General features: G+C 51.9%; 17 protein-coding genes and 1 other annotated feature (1 of these 18 only partly in view). Of the genes, 4 read left to right on the top strand and 13 right to left on the bottom strand.

Translation table 11 applies throughout. The features are described 5' to 3' along the window. Nucleotides 1–11: 11 nt before the first annotated feature. The 11 genes from FED52_RS09860 to FED52_RS09910 form a co-directional block, all read right to left on the bottom strand. Nucleotides 12–764: a prepilin peptidase gene (locus FED52_RS09860; RefSeq protein ID WP_138859745.1), complete on the bottom strand. Its 753-nt coding sequence runs from the start codon at nucleotides 762–764 to the stop codon at nucleotides 12–14. Nucleotides 765–851: 87 nt separating this feature from the next. Then, nucleotides 852–1,334 (bottom strand): prepilin-type N-terminal cleavage/methylation domain-containing protein, encoded by a 483-nt coding sequence (locus FED52_RS09865; protein ID WP_138859746.1) that lies wholly within the window; start codon nucleotides 1,332–1,334, stop codon nucleotides 852–854. Nucleotides 1,335–1,475: 141 nt separating this feature from the next. Then, a complete protein-coding gene (locus tag FED52_RS09870; RefSeq protein WP_029595836.1) occupies nucleotides 1,476–2,693 on the bottom strand; it encodes a type II secretion system F family protein in 1,218 nt (405 codons plus the stop codon). Nucleotides 2,694–2,697: 4 nt separating this feature from the next. Then, entirely contained in the window at nucleotides 2,698–3,732 is a 1,035-nt protein-coding gene (locus tag FED52_RS09875) for a type IV pilus twitching motility protein PilT (protein ID WP_138859747.1), read from the bottom strand. Between the two features lie 4 nt (nucleotides 3,733–3,736). Continuing rightward, on the bottom strand, nucleotides 3,737–5,395 hold the full coding sequence (locus tag FED52_RS09880) for a GspE/PulE family protein (RefSeq protein WP_138859748.1): 1,659 nt from the start codon (nucleotides 5,393–5,395) through the stop codon (nucleotides 3,737–3,739). A 1-nt stretch (nucleotide 5,396) separates the two neighbouring features. Beyond that, entirely contained in the window at nucleotides 5,397–5,690 is a 294-nt protein-coding gene (locus tag FED52_RS09885) for a hypothetical protein (protein ID WP_138859749.1), read from the bottom strand. Then, nucleotides 5,687–6,943 (bottom strand): VanW family protein, encoded by a 1,257-nt coding sequence (locus FED52_RS09890; protein ID WP_138859750.1) that lies wholly within the window; start codon nucleotides 6,941–6,943, stop codon nucleotides 5,687–5,689. The genes FED52_RS09885 and FED52_RS09890 overlap by 4 nt, the downstream gene beginning before the upstream one ends. 27 nt (nucleotides 6,944–6,970) lie before the next feature. Continuing rightward, nucleotides 6,971–8,476 (bottom strand): DUF7305 domain-containing protein, encoded by a 1,506-nt coding sequence (locus FED52_RS09895; RefSeq protein ID WP_167491818.1) that lies wholly within the window; start codon nucleotides 8,474–8,476, stop codon nucleotides 6,971–6,973. Next, nucleotides 8,460–8,915 carry a prepilin-type N-terminal cleavage/methylation domain-containing protein gene (locus FED52_RS09900; protein ID WP_371743427.1) on the bottom strand — a complete coding sequence of 152 codons (456 nt, stop codon included), beginning with the start codon at nucleotides 8,913–8,915 and terminating at the stop codon, nucleotides 8,460–8,462. Before FED52_RS09900 ends, FED52_RS09895 begins: the two co-directional genes overlap by 17 nt. Beyond that, a complete protein-coding gene (locus FED52_RS09905; protein WP_138859753.1) occupies nucleotides 8,912–9,340 on the bottom strand; it encodes a type IV pilus modification PilV family protein in 429 nt (142 codons plus the stop codon). The genes FED52_RS09900 and FED52_RS09905 overlap by 4 nt, the downstream gene beginning before the upstream one ends. 84 nt (nucleotides 9,341–9,424) lie before the next feature. Beyond that, nucleotides 9,425–10,645, bottom strand: coding sequence for a bifunctional folylpolyglutamate synthase/dihydrofolate synthase (locus FED52_RS09910; RefSeq protein ID WP_138859754.1), 1,221 nt, complete (start codon nucleotides 10,643–10,645; stop codon nucleotides 9,425–9,427). A 108-nt stretch (nucleotides 10,646–10,753) separates the two neighbouring features. On the opposite strand from FED52_RS09910, the gene FED52_RS09915 reads away from it, so the two are divergent. From FED52_RS09915 to FED52_RS13885, 4 genes are all read left to right on the top strand, one after another. Beyond that, on the top strand, nucleotides 10,754–12,190 hold the full coding sequence (locus FED52_RS09915; RefSeq protein WP_138859755.1) for a protein adenylyltransferase SelO: 1,437 nt from the start codon (nucleotides 10,754–10,756) through the stop codon (nucleotides 12,188–12,190). An 88-nt stretch (nucleotides 12,191–12,278) separates the two neighbouring features. Further along, a complete protein-coding gene (locus FED52_RS13880; RefSeq protein ID WP_167491820.1) occupies nucleotides 12,279–12,455 on the top strand; it encodes a hypothetical protein in 177 nt (58 codons plus the stop codon). After that, nucleotides 12,452–12,652: a hypothetical protein gene (locus tag FED52_RS09920; RefSeq protein WP_138859756.1), complete on the top strand. Its 201-nt coding sequence runs from the start codon at nucleotides 12,452–12,454 to the stop codon at nucleotides 12,650–12,652. The genes FED52_RS13880 and FED52_RS09920 overlap by 4 nt, the downstream gene beginning before the upstream one ends. Further along, entirely contained in the window at nucleotides 12,649–12,825 is a 177-nt protein-coding gene (locus FED52_RS13885) for a hypothetical protein (protein ID WP_167491828.1), read from the top strand. Before FED52_RS09920 ends, FED52_RS13885 begins: the two co-directional genes overlap by 4 nt. Before the next feature lie 18 nt (nucleotides 12,826–12,843). Here FED52_RS13885 and FED52_RS09925 read toward each other — a convergent pair whose 3' ends face one another. Both FED52_RS09925 and FED52_RS09930 read right to left on the bottom strand, forming a co-directional pair. Continuing rightward, nucleotides 12,844–13,632, bottom strand: coding sequence for a hypothetical protein (locus tag FED52_RS09925; RefSeq protein ID WP_138859757.1), 789 nt, complete (start codon nucleotides 13,630–13,632; stop codon nucleotides 12,844–12,846). A 94-nt stretch (nucleotides 13,633–13,726) separates the two neighbouring features. Continuing rightward, on the bottom strand, nucleotides 13,727–16,378 hold the full coding sequence (locus tag FED52_RS09930; RefSeq protein WP_138859758.1) for a valine--tRNA ligase: 2,652 nt from the start codon (nucleotides 16,376–16,378) through the stop codon (nucleotides 13,727–13,729). A gap of 55 nt (nucleotides 16,379–16,433) precedes the next feature. Continuing rightward, nucleotides 16,434–16,457 (bottom strand) — a binding site (T-box leader) (it continues 197 nt past the right edge of the window).

Raw genomic sequence — 16,457 nt, forward strand, 5'->3', positions numbered from 1 at the left:
CTGGTTTCCCCCTACATCAAATCAAAATACCAATCAAAAAAGCGTTCGCTGAACCAAAATGTCAGCATCGTGCCGAGTGCGATCGACGGCACGAACGGAATCGGCTGTTTGCGATCCATCCGTTTCAAGCCAATCAGCGTCAATCCGACGATTGCTCCGATTAAGCTCGATAAAAATAATGCGACGAGGATGTCGCGTGGCCCGAGGACGAGCCCGATTACTGTAAATAGTTTGACATCACCGGCCCCAAGTCCCCCCTTGGAAACGAAAAAAACGGTGGCGAGGACAGAAAAGCCGAGCGCCGCTCCGGCAATCGGGCTCCACCAGGCCACACCCGCGCCATAGGCGAGCACAATGAGGACCGGTGCCGTGAACAGCAAGATGACGTTCGGCACGAGCATCGTCGACAAATCGGACATCGCCAAGGCGAGGAGCGTCGATAAGAAGACGAAAGCGAGGATCGTCGTGAGGCTGAAGCCGTACAGCCAGAAGCTATAGGCGTAACCGACCGCTCCAAGTAATTCAAAGAGCGGATACGTCGGCGCGATCCGCCCGCCACAGCCGCGGCATTTCCCGCGCAGGAACACGTAACCGAAGACCGGAATCAGTTCCCAAGCGGATAGGACGTGTCCACATGACGGACAGTGCGAGCGCGGCGTGACGATGGACTGTTTGCGTGGCACGCGGAGCCCGACGACGTTCGTGAATGACGTGATGACGGCCCCAAGGACGAGGCTGTAAATAAGTCCGATGAATTCAACCAATCAAGGTCACTTCCTTACTTGTAAGTATATGCCAAAAACAGAAAACCGGCTAGGCTGAGCGAGTGCCCAGCGCCAGCCGGAGAAAGATTAATTAGTAGTTTTGTCGATTACTAAATCTTTTTTCAATGTATCATCTGCAACCGCTGCAGCTTGTCCAATTGCTTTTTTAGAACCAACTAACTGAACAGTATACGTATATTTATTTCCATTAGGAGTTATAACAACATTAGCATTTGTATAGTTTCCAGTACCAAATGGATCTTTTAAATTATCAACATATTGAGTTCCATCTGCTTCACCGTTTGCTAAAGTGCCTGCAAACCGTAATGTCTTTGCAGAATCAACTGGGTTAGATGCAGTATATAGTTTCGCCGCACTTACCATCTGCTTCGCATCGGCAACCATCGCATCCTTCTTCGAGTTCTCGATAATCCCACCGATTGCGACAACGGCGATCGCTGCGATAATACCCAAGATAACGACGACGACGAGCAACTCGACGAGTGTGAGTCCGCGCTCGTCTTTCAATTGTTTGGCATCTTGCCAAATCATTTTCATTTTCTCCAACATGATTCATTCTCCCCTTTTGTGTGTTTTGCTGTGATGTAAGCTAGATTCATTACCTTTGATCTAATACTAGTAGAACAATTTTACTATACATTCAAAATTTAGGATTGAAAAGATACAAATCTGCAAATAAATAAAAACTTTCTACTGATTTTGGATATCGCCATAAATTTGGAACATCGGGACGACAATCGCGATGACGATGACGCCGACGATGCTCGCCAAGACGACAATCAACAGCGGCTCGATAATCGATTTCAGACGGTCCGTCGTCGTCTCGACCTCGGTCTCATAAAACTCCGCCACCTCGTTCAACATCGAGTCCAAATCCCCGCTCTCCTCGCCTACCGCAATCATTTGCGTCATGAGCGGCGGGAAGCTATCGTTCCGTTCGAGCGGTTCATGGAGCGGAATCCCTTGTGCCATCATCTTACGTGCTTGAGCAAGACCTTTGCGGATGACCCGGTTCGAGACGATTTTCTCGGTAATCTCGATTGCCGATAAAATCGGAACCGCCGCTTGTAGCAAGACAGCCAAACTTCGGGTCAATAAGGCGATTTGAGACTTTAGGACGATCGGCCCGAAAATCGGCATCTTCAACAACAATCCATCAATCACATACCGTTCCTTGTCGCGCTTCAACATCCACGTAAAGACGAGCAGTGCGAGAAGCGCCCCACCGAAGATGAGCCACCAATAGGCGGCAACGAAGTCTGACACGGCGACGACGATGCGTGTGATGAGCGGCAATTCTCCGCCGAGCTGTCCGAAGATGCTCGCGAACGTCGGGACGACGTTCACCATGAGGAACGCGACGACGCCGATGGCGACGATCGACACGACGAGCGGATACGTCAACGCCGAGATGACTTTCCGTTTGACGTCATATTGTTTTTGGAGCTGGAGCCCGATTTGGTCGAGCGCCTCCTCCAAGTTCCCGCTCGCCTCACCCGCAAGTGCCATCGAGCTGAAGAAGTTCGAGAACACGCGCGGATGCTTCTTGATCGCCTCCGAGAAAGCGATCCCTTCGCGCAAATCGTCCTCGACTTGGCTGAGCGTCTTCTTCAACACTTTCGACTCGGTCTGGACGCGCAAGATGGACGTCGCCCGAACAATTGGCACGCCGGCCCGGATGAGCGTCGCGAACTGGCGCACGTACATAATCAAATGTTCAATCTTGACTCGCTCGGGGAGCAAGTTCACTTCTTTATTCAGTCCGGTCGACTCGAGTTCAGCGAGCTCGGTGACGAGAATCGATTCTTGGCGCAGCTTTTCTTTCGCCTCCCGGAGCGAGACGGCGGTGACCCGCCCTTTCTTACGCTTCCCGTTCAGCAGTTTACCTTCGTATTGGAAGATGGCCATTCAGTCACCTCTCTTCATTTGGTACGGCGTTCGGGTTGATGACGCCTTGACGGACGAGCTGTTCGATCGCCATGTCCATCGTCTGCATCCCGTTCTGCCGGTTCGTCTGGATGACGGTCGGGAGTTGGAACTCTTTCTCGTTCCGAATCAAGTTGGCGACGGCCGGATTGCCGATCATAATCTCCATCGCGGCGACACGACCTTTCGGCACATCGACGCGCGGGAAGAGACGCTGACTGACGACACCGAGCAGGACGTTGGCGAGCTGGGTCCGAATCTGATCCTGTTGCTCGGCCGGAAACGCGTCGATGATCCGACTGACGGTCGACATCGCGCTCGACGTATGGAGGGTCGCCATGACGAGATGCCCCGTCTCAGCGGCCGTCATCGCCGTCGAAATCGTCTCAAGGTCACGCATCTCCCCGAGCAAAATGACATCCGGGTCTTGACGGAGCGCGGCCCGAAGACCGTCGACGAACTTCATGACGTCGGAGCCGATCTCGCGTTGGTCGACGATGCTTTGGTCGTGCGAATGCAAATACTCGATCGGGTCTTCGAGCGTGATGATGCGTTTCCGCTGTGTGCGGTTGATTTCATGAATCATCGCGGCAAGCGTCGTCGATTTCCCCGACCCCGTTGGTCCGGTGACGAGGATGAGCCCGTACGGCTTTTCAATCAAACGTTTCAGCACTTGCGGCAAATCGAGCTCGTTCATCGTCGGGATTTCCCCGGAAATAGAACGGAACGCGATCGCGACCGTGCCCCGCTGGTAATAGGCGTTGACGCGGAACCGCGATACGCGCGGGACCCCGAACGAGAAGTCGAGGTCGCGCTGCATCTCGAGCCGCCCCCGCATCTCCTCGGTCATGATGTCTTTCAAATAGCTTTCGATATGGAGCGGCAACACTTTCTCATCACACATCGTGATGAGGCTCCCGTCAACCCGGATGATCGGCGGTGAGCCGGCGGTCAAATGGATGTCCGAGGCGCGTTGTTCGACCGCTTTCGTTAAAATCACTTCAATCGACTGATGGATCATAGACTCACTCCGTTATCACTGTTCTCAATATTTCCTCGGTATTCGTCAGTCCGAACGCGACTTTCTCGAGCCCATCGGCAAGGAGGAAGCGGGCACCTTGCGCTTTCGCGTAGGCGACCATCTCGGCTTCCGTCGCCTGGTTCATAATCAATCGGCGCAACCCTTCATCGATTGGCACGACCTCATGGATGGCGAGCCGTCCACGATAACCTGTGAAGCTACATGAGGCACAACCGTTGCCGCGCATGATTCGTTCAACCGGAATCCCTTCAGCGGCAAACAGTTCCTGCTCGCGCTTCGAGACCGGCTGTTCATGACCGCAGTCGCGACAGACGCGCCGGACGAGCCGCTGGGCGACGAGCCCGGATGTCGAGGCGGCGACAAGGAACGGTTCGACTCCCATGTCAATCAAGCGGGTGATCGAGCTGATGGCCGAGTTCGTATGTAGTGTCGACAACACCAAGTGACCGGTCAACGACGCTCGAATGGCAATCTCGGCCGTCTCGGTGTCCCGAATCTCCCCGACCATGACGATGTTCGGGTCTTGTCGCAAAATCGAACGCAGACCCGACGCGAACGTCAAGCCGACCTTGGCGTTGACCTGGACTTGGTTAATGCCGTCGAGTTGATACTCGACCGGGTCCTCGACCGTGATGATGTTCTTCGATTCCTCGTTCAGTTCGCGTAGCGACGCATAGAGCGTCGACGACTTCCCTGATCCCGTCGGCCCGGTGATGAGAATAATCCCGTTCGGCCGTTTCAACATGTCGCGGTACACCGCCTCGTTCTGGTCGCCGAAGCCGAGCTTCGTCAAATCGGTCAATCCTTCCGACGAGTCGAGCACCCGGATGACGATTTTCTCGCCATACATCGTCGGGAGCGTCGAGACGCGGAAGTCGTACGGGCGGCCCCGGAGCGTATATTTGATACGTCCATCCTGCGGCAAACGGCTCTCGGTGATGTCTAAGTTACTCATGACCTTAAGGCGCGTCAGCATGACGCTTTGAATCTTCTTCGGATAAATCGTTTCGGTCCGAAGATCACCGTCGACCCGGAAGCGGACGTGCAACTGCTTCTCGTGCGGGTCGAAGTGAATATCCGAGGCGCGCTGGTCGATCGCACTCAAGAAGAGCTGATTGACGAGCCGGATGACCGGGGCGTCATCGCGCGACGCCGTCTCCTCGCGCTCGAGTTCAGGCGCTTCTTCTTTCAGAATCTCGATGAGTGACGCATCCATCTCATAATAGCGGCTGATCGTTTTACGAATCTGTTCGCGCGTGGCGATCCCGACCTCGATGTTCATTCCCGTCTGAAGCCGGACGTCATCGATGGCGATCAAGTCGAGCGGGTCCGCCGTTGCGATGAACAGCGTGTTCCCTTGTAACTCAATTGGCATAATGTCATGTTTTTGAGCAATAACTTTCGGGACGAGTTTCGTCACCGTCACATTGATGTCTTGCGCGTATAAAGAAATGACTGGTACATTTAATTGTTCGTGCAGTACTTGAATCAATTGTGTCTCGGTCAAATAGTTCAATCGCATGAGCGCATCCCCGAGCTTTTCCCCGGTCCGCTTTTGAACGAGCGCTTCGTCGAGTTGTTCTTGCGTAATTAACCCCGCCTCGACGAGCATCTCGCCAAGTCGTTTTTTCGTTCGTCTCACCTTACTTCACCATCCTCTGTGGTTCCTCCTGAGGCACCACCTGTGCGGAGCCTCGTTGTTCAACGAACGAACTGAGCGCCGCACCGCTAATTAAAACGAGTGCAAGGAGGGCCCAAATCCACCACGTTCGCTCGAGCCCTTCGTTATAAACGCTGTATACTCCAAGTGAAAGCAAAGCCACAAAAAGTGAAATAATACCTTTCGTCTCACGCTTTCGTGTGTGTGGAATGGATAAGGCGAACACGGTCAGAGTTGCGAGTACCCAAAAGGCAACCAATATCAAATATCCAATCATCCGACTGCCCCCTCATTTGGTACCGCGGTTGGATCTTCTTGTTGAACCGGCGGCTGTTGTTCATATCCGTCGTCGTTGTTATCTTGTACATCGTCATTTAGTAGCCATTCATTTAGCCATTCTTCCGGATTATCCGGCAAAATTGGAATAATAATCGGTTCAGTCGGTTCTGGTTCAGGCTCGGGCTCAGGAACCGGTACAGAACTCTTTGTCACGATTTCCGGAATTGGTTCGTAGAAATCAAAACCGAGAAGTTCTAATGACTCACCAGTCTCCGTAATACGGACACGATATAACTTGCCCGACTCACCCGTCTGTCCAGACTGAGTGACAGATGAACTGCCTGCTGTGAGTGCAGATGAGAAGCGAACGACATTCTGGAACGGTACGCTTGTCACGTCTTCGACACGTGACTCATAAGCTCCAACGAATGCTTTACCGAGCAATTGAATTGTCATTGTGTTCCCTTCTTCTAATACGATCAGCGCATATGAAGTTTGTTCCGTATTCTGCACAGCGAAGTTCGAACGATCGTCGATTTTGACATCGTAGCCGAGCTCAACGCCGGCCGGTAGCGTCTCATGTTGCACACGTTCAAGGATTTGGAACGGTGTCGCTGCGAACAGTTGATACATAGACGAACCAAGCGTACTGAGTGCGTCAAAGTCTTCTCCGAACGTCTTCAGACTGAAAATATCTCCAGCCTCCATCTCGAAACCATTCATTCGTTCAACTGCTGAACGCATCGCAGGCGTCGGACTTATAGTTATGGATGAGACAACTTCGCTCTCGGTAGCCGTCATCTCTAAAATAACATCTGAATTAAAGTTCGAAGCTGCTTCAACGAGGGGGGGCGTGACCATGGTGAGCGTCACCGGTTGATTATTGAGGTACGGAGTAAGTCGTTCTTCATCAACCGTCGTAACGAGTGAATAAGTACCGGACTCTGTTACTCCGTCGAGGGTTGCCTCGACATTATAAGCGACGGTATCCTTACCGACCTCGAGTACCGTTCCATCGACTAGTGTCAATGCGAATGGTGTATTATTAAAATCTTTGATTGCATTATCAAGTCGAATGATCGCCTCTTCTCTCGTCATCCCTGATACATCGATACCGGCAACCGTTGTCTCTTTATATGTAGCATTTGTCTTCGCTGATGCTTCGAGATAATTGACAAGACCAATCGTTGGCAGCGATACGAGTAAGACAAGTCCGATGAGGATGGAGACATGCATTCCAAACTGTTTCATTTAAATTCCTCCACTTTGTAAAAGTTCTCATGGGTTAGCAATTTCTCTAACAGTCCCTTTCTTTACAATCAAGTTTGTTTCTGAACTTGCCTCTCCGAAGAAAGGTAAGTCGTCTAATTCAATTGATGCTGCATTGACTTTCGCTCCACCGCTAATTGTAAACGTGTCGGAAACAATCCCACCGTTCACTGTACCGCCTTCAATAATTTCGACATGGGCGTTCGGAGCAAAAATTAATTTTTTTGGTACATTGATTTGAGTCCCACCGGTAACTTTCACATTTTCCCCACCTGACAAAATACTTCCATTCAGGGAGGCCGAACCAACGAACTCTAAGTTGGCATCTTTCGCATAAATCGAGGCATTAAATTTCCCATAACCAGAACTCTTTACTAGTTTCGTTTGACCATTAGAAGGTCCGATATACATGAACAAATCATTCCCATCGCTTTCGTTCACATGACCGTTTAATGAAATGTTGTCAGCTAGGTACATCGTCAAACTCCCACCCGGTTGACTCTTCACATCTAAATGTCCGGTTCCTTGAATCGAATTAACGTATAAGGACACATCCTTATCTTTCACGTTAATCGTCAAACGATAGTTACTACTCAAGTTAATGTCGTTTACTTTATAATCTTGATCCAAAATGAGCTCATAATCACTGACAATCCAGTTCGAAATATCGATATTACCTTTTGAAATCACTTGGTACTGACTGCTGCCCGCTTTAAAAGTAGCATCGGGAATCATCTTATAATTGAAATCATTTGCTGACGGAAAGTCAGGAAGTGTTAAACCTAAATTAAAGTCTTCTTTGTATATTGTAGGTCGCTTTTGATCCAGCCACCAATTCGGCGCCAAAATAGTTTTGGAATGAGACGAGGGTAACGTGTAGACAGCTCCGTTGATTGTCGGATTTCCAGTAACCTCTAACATATTTTGAGCGTTCGATTCTAGCAGGATATTACCTGTCACAACTCCGTTAGCGAGCTTCATTTTTCCTTTGGAGTATATCCCTAAGTTGGAAGGAAGGGTTGGTCCTGGCATCCGCTCGAGATCCAACGAGTAACTTGTTTGCAACGTTTTTTTTCGCTCACCGACCTGGCCAGTCGATGTGATGATGTAGTCTCTAACCGTTCGATCTGATGAAACATTACTCATCTTTACAGTTACCATAGCCAATGGTTGAATGCCTTTCTGTTTCTCAAACGAAGAAAACACTCGAGGTTGAGTACCAGTTAAAATGTTGGCATTTACATAGTTGTAGTACTGTTCATCTGTTATTTTGTTTAAATCTTCCACCTCGTCGAGCGCTTGTTGAATCTGATCAAGTGTATACGTGATGCCACTTTCAGCGATGTAGTAGGCAGATTGTTCTTTGACTTCCCCATTCGAAAGCGACACAGAATTCAAACTAGACTGAATCATGCTTAAACCAATTGAAGAAAACAGTAAGATCACTATCAAGACTAAGATGAGAGTATTCCCTTTTTCTTCTTTGGCGAGGCGCCAATTATTCCAAGTTTTCAACTGCCACACCTTCCCCGATAAACAGTTTTGTCGTTACGACTTTTGAAGGTTGATTGACACCCTCAAGTTTTAAATCGATTGTTAACATTTGATCCTTGAAATAAAACGTCAACGATTCGATGCCTCGCGCAATCACTTCATTGTTTCGATAAATGACTCCATTACTCTCTTTGTATGTACGACTATTCACAGTCAAAGCTGAGGAATTCATTTCAAACGCGCTGCTTCTGCGAACATCAGTAGTAATCATCTTAATGACTAATCGCATCTCTGCCGTTTGATGATCTCGTACTTTTTCGGATTGATTGAATTGAACAAGACCAGTCAAAATATTTGCCAATACGATTACAACAATTGAGCTAATGACTATTGTCACCAATAGTTCGACTAAAGTAACGCCTTTTGATTCATTACGGATTTTGATAACAAATTGCTTCATCCCCACCTCAAGACGCCCTCCAGTTTTGTATTAGAGTCAATCGTTGCCTCTTCAAACACTTCGATAATGATTCGATTTAAAGCTGAGGGACTATTCTCCACCCTTAAAACGATGCGCCGATTATCAAGTGGAATCGGTTTTGAGAATTCCAGCCATACCGTCCCATTTATTAAGGACGTTTGTCGATAGGTATAGCCGAGTTCTTCAACTATTTGAATTCTCGTCTTGGCACTAGTCTCCTGCCCTTTTGCTTTCATCAACTCGAATTCATTTTGAGCAACGTAAGATAAATCCATCATCGTCCGAGAAACCGTATTCGTTTGGGCACTTTGAACGAGAAGTCCATAAAAACTTGTAAAAATAATACCGAGGAGAACAATAGAAACTAATACTTCTACTAATGTGAAACCTTTCTCACTCTCCATATTGCACCTCACTACTCCTCAAAGTGGATTCCCATTCAGTTTATCCCAATCTAAGCCTATTATCCCACACCTATAATCTTTTTCTTACATTTTTTGAATATCTTTAGCTAAATGATTTCTGACCGCACTGATAAAGTAGAGCGACCCGGTCACGACGAGCGTCTCGGATTTCGGCGCTTCCAGCCATGCGGCCAACCACTCCTGCCAGTCCACGTAGCGGGCCCCGTCGGCAATCAGACTTTCTTTCGTACGGGTACGTGGGAAATCGAACGTCGTCTCATAGACATCCGCCACCATCTGGAGCGACGCGATCATCGCTCCCCGGTCCTTGTCGGCAAGAATGGCCGCGAGGACGGTCACGTCACGCTCGAGCTTCAACTGTTCAACGAGCGCGGCGACCCCTTCCGCATTATGCGCCCCATCGAGCACGATGCGGGGCTGTCTCGAGATGAGCTCATAGCGACCTGGGTGTTGTGCCGCCTCGAGCCCCGCTCGAATGGCTTCCGCCTTCCAGCCGAGGTGGCGCGCGACGGCGACGGCACACGCCCCGTTATACGCTTGATGGTGTCCGGTCAACCCGAGCGTCACTGGATCCAATCCATCATATGTGACGACCGTGTCGGTCCCGTCCTCGATTGATGTGACGAGTGGAGTGACGTCGTGAATCGATGCGTCCATCGCCTCTCCTTGTCGCTTGAGCAACGCGATCAGCCGTTCATCCGTCAAACTATGAAACATCGGCACGCCCGGCTTCATGATGCCGAACTTCTCGAGCGCAATCTCTTCGAGCGTGTCGCCGAGAATCCCTTGATGGTCGTGCCCGATTGACGTCACGACCGTCGCGAGCGGTCGCGTCAACACGTTCGTCGAATCAAGGCGTCCGCCGAGACCGACTTCCCAAATGACGAGGTCAGGTTGTTGCTCATGGAAATAGAGCCACGCCATGACCGTCAGCAGTTCGAACTCCGTCAACGTCTCCGGTGACGCACTCGCACAGTCACGGACCCGGTTGGCGATGCGGACGAGGTCATGTTCCCTGATCGGCTCTCCGTTCAACATGATCCGCTCCTCGAACTGGATGATGTACGGTGAGATGAACGTCCCGACGTTCAACCCCTCCGCGTGCGCCATCGCCCGCAAGAAAGCGACCGTCGACCCTTTTCCGTTCGTCCCTGCCACGTGAATAGACGGCAACTCCTCGATTTGTAGTGCGTTCAACATCCACTCGATGCGTTCGAGCCCGGGCTTAATCCCGAACCGCAGCTGCCCGTTCAGCCATTCCAATACGTCTTGTCTCGTCTCCATCTTCCATCACTCCTGTTTTCACACTTCCCTCTCATCTTACCAAAATTCGCGAAGCGCTATGCAAGGAATCGGCTGTGCTATACTCGAGGCGAAGAAGGGGGAATTACTATGACCAACAGTTGGAACTTCGAGGCGACCTACCTCGATCTCCGTGACATTTTTTACGACCGAGGACCGGTCCATCCGGTCGACAAGCCCGAACTCGTCCTGTGGAACGAAGCACTCGCCAAGACGCTCGGTCTCGACGCCGAAACGTCTCAAGACGTCGCACTCTTCGCCGGGAATCGCCAGACCGACACATCGTTCTCGCAAGCGTATGCCGGTCATCAGTTCGGCCATTTCACGATGCTCGGTGACGGACGAGCGCTCGTGCTCGGGGAACATGTCGCCCCGAACGGAAAGCGTGTCGACGTTCAATTGAAAGGTTCGGGTCCGACCGAGTACTCGCGTGGCGGTGATGGACGGGCCGCCGTCGGTCCGATGGTGCGTGAATTCCTCATCAGTGAGACGATGCACGCCCTCGGCATCCCGACGAACCGGGCGCTCGCCGTCGTCACGACCGGTGAGCCGATCATGCGCCAAGGACCGAAGCACGGCGCCGTTCTGACGCGCGTCGCGGCAAGCCATTTACGTGTCGGTACGTTCCAATACGCCGCCGCGGCCGGATCAATCGATGACGTCGTTGCGCTCGCCGATTATGCGATTCAGCGCCACGACCCTGACCTTGCAGGACAACCGGACCGCTATGAACAGTTCCTCGGCCGCGTGATTACCCGGCAGGCGAAACTGATCGCGGATTGGCAACTCGTCGGGTTCATCCACGGCGTCATGAACACGGACAATACGTTTATCAGCGGTGAAGGGCTTGATTATGGCCCGTGTGCGTTCATGGATACGTATCACCCGAATACCGTCTTCAGCTCGATCGACCGCGAGGGACGCTACGCCTATGCGAATCAGCCGTATATCGGGTCATGGAACTTGGCCCGCCTCGCCGAGACGTTGCTCCCGCTCCTCGCTGACACACAAGAAAAGGCCGTCGATATCGCCAACAAGCTGTTGAACGACTACACGGAAACGTATAAAGAGGCGTACTTTACTGGGCTCGCCCATAAAATCGGACTTTACGTGCGAAAAGACGGAGACGACGCACTGACGGATGAACTGCTCCGGCTCATGATGGAGTCCGAGGCCGACTTCACGAACACGTTCCGCGCCCTCACACTCGGCGACACGGAAGCGCTCGTTTTCGCTAAACAGGACGACGGCAAGGCGTGGCTCGCCGCTTGGCGGAAACGTCTTGGAGAACAAGGTCTCCCGGACGAAGACGTCACTCGGCTCATGCGTCAGCATAACCCGGCCGTCATCCCGCGCAACCATCACGTCGAGGCCGCCCTCATGGCAGCCGAACGCGGTGACTTTGAACCGACGCATGCATTACTCGACGTATTGCGGAAGCCATACGATTACGAAGCTGACTATGGACGTTATGTCTCACCTGGACCGCCACGGACGTATCCGTATCAGACCTTTTGTGGCACATGAACCATCTCGCTTTCACGGGATGGTTTTTTTGGAACCTTTTGGCTATTCGCCACGTAGAATAGACAAAGTCCGTTTGGAGGTTTTTATGATGCGACTACTCGCTTCACTTATTTCGTTAGGCTTTGCCTGCATGATTTCGCTCGAGCTCTGGCAAGGTCCGTTTCTAAGCAATTGGGTCTGGACAATGCCGGCTTTCTTCCTAGGTGTCTCGTTCGTCCAGTTCATGAAGCATTTGAACGAGCTCGAATGGAGTGAAACAAAATGAAAATGACACTCTTGCTCATGACACTTATCGTCGTGTCAACATCCTACCTCGTCTACAGTTTTTATCTGTCGTTGACAAGTCAGCCGATTCAGTCGCAATTGACTGGCCTTGCGATTGGTGTCCTGCTCACGTCGTCTTACTTCGTGACGACCGGACGATTACCATTTTGGACAAACCCAGGGGAAGAAGACGTATGAAAGTTCTTTTTCCCATCTTACTAGGATTCGGCAGCATCCTTTATGTCGTCTATGCGATTCATCTATTCCGCATTGGACATACTCAACCGTTCATCTTTCACACCTTGATTGCCATCGCCCTATTTGGCATCATCCACATTGGACGCAAACGAACCCCCGAACATCATTCTTGATGGCGGGGGTTCGTTATTTTATTCGGATTGCTTCAGCGGAAAATCGACCGCCTGCGCCTCCGGTAATGAGTCAGAGAGTTTGAGTAACACTTCTTCTGACACATCACCCGTCAAAACGATGAGCTTGCCTTGATTCAGATAAAACAAGCCTCTCCCTTCCGGTTGATCCAAGCGATACCGCTCATTTGAAACGTCACGCCGCTCAATCAATTCTCCGTCAGCCACACTGGACGCATCAGTCGACAAAATCGTGATGCGCTGCGTCTCATCATACAACGTCCACATCTCCACCGGTCGCTCCAGCTGATCCATCTTGAGGTGGGCGACAAAGAGCTCCTCTTCGGACAGATCCAACCCGTGACGGACTTTTACGGCCGTCTCGGGAATCGTAATATTTTGGATGCCATGCAACACCCATTCCTCGCCCCGCGAATAGTTGAACACGCCAAACGCATCGTCGCGGTTTGGTAACTGGATGGCGATGAGCCCGAGGTCATCGATGACCATTTCATAGAAGACGCCGTCTCTCGACGGTCGTTCGGACGTGCCATCCGTATATTGAAGCGTGTATTGGGCCGTGACCGCATCGAGTAGTCGAACAGTCCCTTTCGGCACGTCCTCGATGATCGAACCGAACACTTCTTTCGCCGTCGTTTCCTCAACATCGGAAACGGATGAATCCATCTCTTCTTTGTTCACGCTAACCGTGATTTTTGATTCCATCGGTTCGATCGGTTCAGCTCGTTCCGCCACACACCCACTCAATCCCACCACAGCCAAACCTAACATCATTCCGATTCGTCTCATGTCACACCACCTTTATATCGTCTCCTCTCCTAAATTCCACCAAACGACAAAAAAACCTTCTTCGGAGAACAAGTCTCCAAAGAAGGTTGATTCATTATTTACGCAACTCTTCCAAACGGGCACGGACTGCGTCACGCTTGTCGAGGTAGTCTTTCTCTTTCGCCTTCTCTTCGTCGATGACGTGAGCCGGCGCCTTGCCAGTGAAGCCTGGGTTGCCGAGTTTCTTCTGAACACGCTCGACTTCCTTCTCGTACTTCGCCACTTCTTTCTCAAGACGGGCGATTTCTTCCTCGAAGTTGATGAGGTCGGCGAGTGGGATGAACAGTTCCGCACCCGTCATGATGGCCGACATCGACTTATCAGGAGCCGCCAAGCCGCGTCCGATTTCGAGCTCGGTCGCGTTCGTGAACTTGCCGATCGTCGCTTCGTTTTCGCTCAAGTAACCTTGTGTCGTGTCGTCACTTGTCGCGATGAAGAGCTGAATCGGTTTCGACATCGGGGCGTTCACTTCCGAACGAATGTTACGGACCGAACGGATGACGTTCATGACCGCTTCGAACGCTGGTACCGAGTCCGCGAAGTGGAGCTCGTCGCGACGTGTCGGGTAGCTCGCACGGACGATCGAGTCGCCTTCGTGCGGCAAGTGCTGCCAGATTTCCTCTGTGAGGAACGGCATGAACGGATGCATGAGACGCATGATCGAGTCGAGCGTGTAGGCGAGCACTGAACGTGTCGTCGCTTTCGCCGCCTCGTCCTCACCGTAGAGCGTGAGTTTCGCCATCTCGATGTACCAGTTACAGAACTCTTCCCAAATGAAGTTGTACAAGTAACGACCGGCTTCGCCGAACTCATACTTGTCGACGAGACGCGTCACTTGGTCGATCGTGTCGTTCAAGCGTGTGAGAATCCACTTGTCGGCGAGCGTCTTCTCACCTGACAAATCGATATCCTCATACTTCATGCCGTCCATGTTCATGAGGGCGAAACGGCTCGCGTTCCAAATCTTGTTCGCGAAGTTCCATGTCGATTCGATCTTCTCCCAATAGAAGCGAAGGTCGTTCCCTGGTGTCGATCCTGTGAGGAGGAACCAGCGGAGCGAGTCCGCGCCGTATTGGTCGATGACTTCCATCGGGTCGACGCCGTTACCGAGCGATTTCGACATTTTCCGGCCTTCCGAGTCGCGGATGAGACCGTGGATGAGCACGTCGTTGAACGGCTGCTTCCCAGTGAACTCGAGCGATTGGAAGATCATGCGCGATACCCAGAAGAAGATGATGTCGTAACCCGTGACGAGCGCGCTCGTCGGGAAGTAACGTTTGAAGTCTGCTGAATCCGTGTCCGGCCAGCCCATCGTCGAGAACGGCCAGAGCGCTGACGAGAACCATGTGTCGAGCACGTCTTCGTCTTGGTGCCAGTTCTCACTGTCCGCCGGTGCTTCTTTACCTACATAGACTTCACCCGTCTCATTGTGGTACCACGCCGGGATGCGGTGGCCCCACCAGAGTTGACGGCTGATACACCAATCGCGGATGTTCTCCATCCAACGGAGGTATGTGCCTTCGAACCGCTCTGGGACGAAGTTGACTTTCGTATCGTCATGTCCTTGAGCTTCGAGCGCTGCTTTCGCGAGCGGCTCCATGTCGACGAACCACTGTTTCGAAAGATACGGCTCGATGACTGCGCCTGAACGTTCCGAGTGGCCGACCGAGTGCGTGTGCGGCTCGATCTTGACGAGCGTGCCGTCCGCTTCCAAATCTTTCACGAGTTGCTTGCGGCATTCGAAGCGGTCGAGCCCTTCGTACTTGCCGGCGTTCTCGTTCATCTTGCCGCCTTCGTCCATGACGAGGATGCGCGGGAGCTCGTGGCGGTTCCCAATCTCAAAGTCGTTCGGGTCGTGCGCCGGTGTGATCTTGACGCAACCTGTACCGAACTCCATGTCGACGTAGTCGTCGGCGACAATCGGGATCTCACGGTTCATGACCGGAAGCATGATCGTCTTGCCGACGAGGTGCGCGTAACGCTCATCTTTCGGGTTGACGGCAACGGCTGTATCGCCGAGCATCGTCTCCGGACGCGTCGTCGCGATCTCGATGTGGCCTGATCCGTCAGCGAGCGGATACTTCATGTGGTAGAATGCGCCTTCGACTTCTTGGTAGATGACCTCGATATCCGAGACGGCCGTCTTTTGTGCCGGGTCCCAGTTGACGATGTACTCGCCGCGGTAAATCAAGCCCTTCTCATAGAGACGGACGAATACTTCCTGGACCGCTTTCGAGAGTCCTTCGTCGAGCGTGAAGCGCTCACGTGAGTAGTCGAGACCGAGACCAAGTTTTGACCACTGGGCACGGATTGTGTCGGCGTACTCGTCTTTCCATTCCCACGTCTTCTCGAGGAACTTCTCGCGTCCGAGGTCGTAACGCATGATGCCGTCCTCACGGAGCTTCTGTTCGACTTTCGCTTGGGTCGCGATACCGGCATGGTCCATCCCTGGGAGCCAGAGGACGTCATAGCCTTGCATGCGCTTGAGGCGCGTCAATAAGTCTTGGAGCGTCGTGTCCCACGCGTGTCCGAGGTGAAGTTTCCCCGTTACGTTCGGTGGCGGGATGACGATCGTGTACGGCTGTTTTGAATCGTCCTCGTCTGCTTTGAATACGTCGTTCTCTAACCAGTAGTCATACCATTTCGCTTCCGTCGCACTTGGATCGTACTTCGTCGGCATGGTGATTTCGTTTGTCTCGTTGGCCATATGCCCAACCTCCTCTAATAATGTGGACAAAAAAACGGCTACTCTCGTCCTTAACGCTAAGGACGAAAGAAGCCGTATC

Origin of the sequence: Exiguobacterium mexicanum, assembly GCF_005960665.1 — a bacterium.
In the GTDB taxonomy this organism is placed as follows: Bacteria; Bacillota; Bacilli; order Exiguobacteriales; family Exiguobacteriaceae; genus Exiguobacterium; species Exiguobacterium mexicanum_A.

What these genes read in the sequence shown, in the direction of transcription:
- FED52_RS09865 (WP_138859746.1), bottom strand. Translation starts at nt 1,334, where the DNA reads ATGTTGGAGAAAATGAAAATGATTTGGCAAGATGCCAAACAATTGAAA.
- FED52_RS09870 (WP_029595836.1), bottom strand. Translation starts at nt 2,693, where the DNA reads ATGGCCATCTTCCAATACGAAGGTAAACTGCTGAACGGGAAGCGTAAG.
- FED52_RS09875 (WP_138859747.1), bottom strand. Translation starts at nt 3,732, where the DNA reads ATGATCCATCAGTCGATTGAAGTGATTTTAACGAAAGCGGTCGAACAA.
- FED52_RS09885 (WP_138859749.1), bottom strand. Translation starts at nt 5,690, where the DNA reads ATGATTGGATATTTGATATTGGTTGCCTTTTGGGTACTCGCAACTCTG.
- FED52_RS09890 (WP_138859750.1), bottom strand. Translation starts at nt 6,943, where the DNA reads ATGAAACAGTTTGGAATGCATGTCTCCATCCTCATCGGACTTGTCTTA.
- FED52_RS09900 (WP_371743427.1), bottom strand. Translation starts at nt 8,915, where the DNA reads ATGAAGCAATTTGTTATCAAAATCCGTAATGAATCAAAAGGCGTTACT.
- FED52_RS09905 (WP_138859753.1), bottom strand. Translation starts at nt 9,340, where the DNA reads ATGGAGAGTGAGAAAGGTTTCACATTAGTAGAAGTATTAGTTTCTATT.
- FED52_RS09910 (WP_138859754.1), bottom strand. Translation starts at nt 10,645, where the DNA reads ATGGAGACGAGACAAGACGTATTGGAATGGCTGAACGGGCAGCTGCGG.
- FED52_RS09915 (WP_138859755.1), top strand. Translation starts at nt 10,754, where the DNA reads ATGACCAACAGTTGGAACTTCGAGGCGACCTACCTCGATCTCCGTGAC.
- FED52_RS13880 (WP_167491820.1), top strand. Translation starts at nt 12,279, where the DNA reads ATGCGACTACTCGCTTCACTTATTTCGTTAGGCTTTGCCTGCATGATT.
- FED52_RS09920 (WP_138859756.1), top strand. Translation starts at nt 12,452, where the DNA reads ATGAAAATGACACTCTTGCTCATGACACTTATCGTCGTGTCAACATCC.
- FED52_RS13885 (WP_167491828.1), top strand. Translation starts at nt 12,649, where the DNA reads ATGAAAGTTCTTTTTCCCATCTTACTAGGATTCGGCAGCATCCTTTAT.
- FED52_RS09925 (WP_138859757.1), bottom strand. Translation starts at nt 13,632, where the DNA reads ATGAGACGAATCGGAATGATGTTAGGTTTGGCTGTGGTGGGATTGAGT.
- FED52_RS09930 (WP_138859758.1), bottom strand. Translation starts at nt 16,378, where the DNA reads ATGGCCAACGAGACAAACGAAATCACCATGCCGACGAAGTACGATCCA.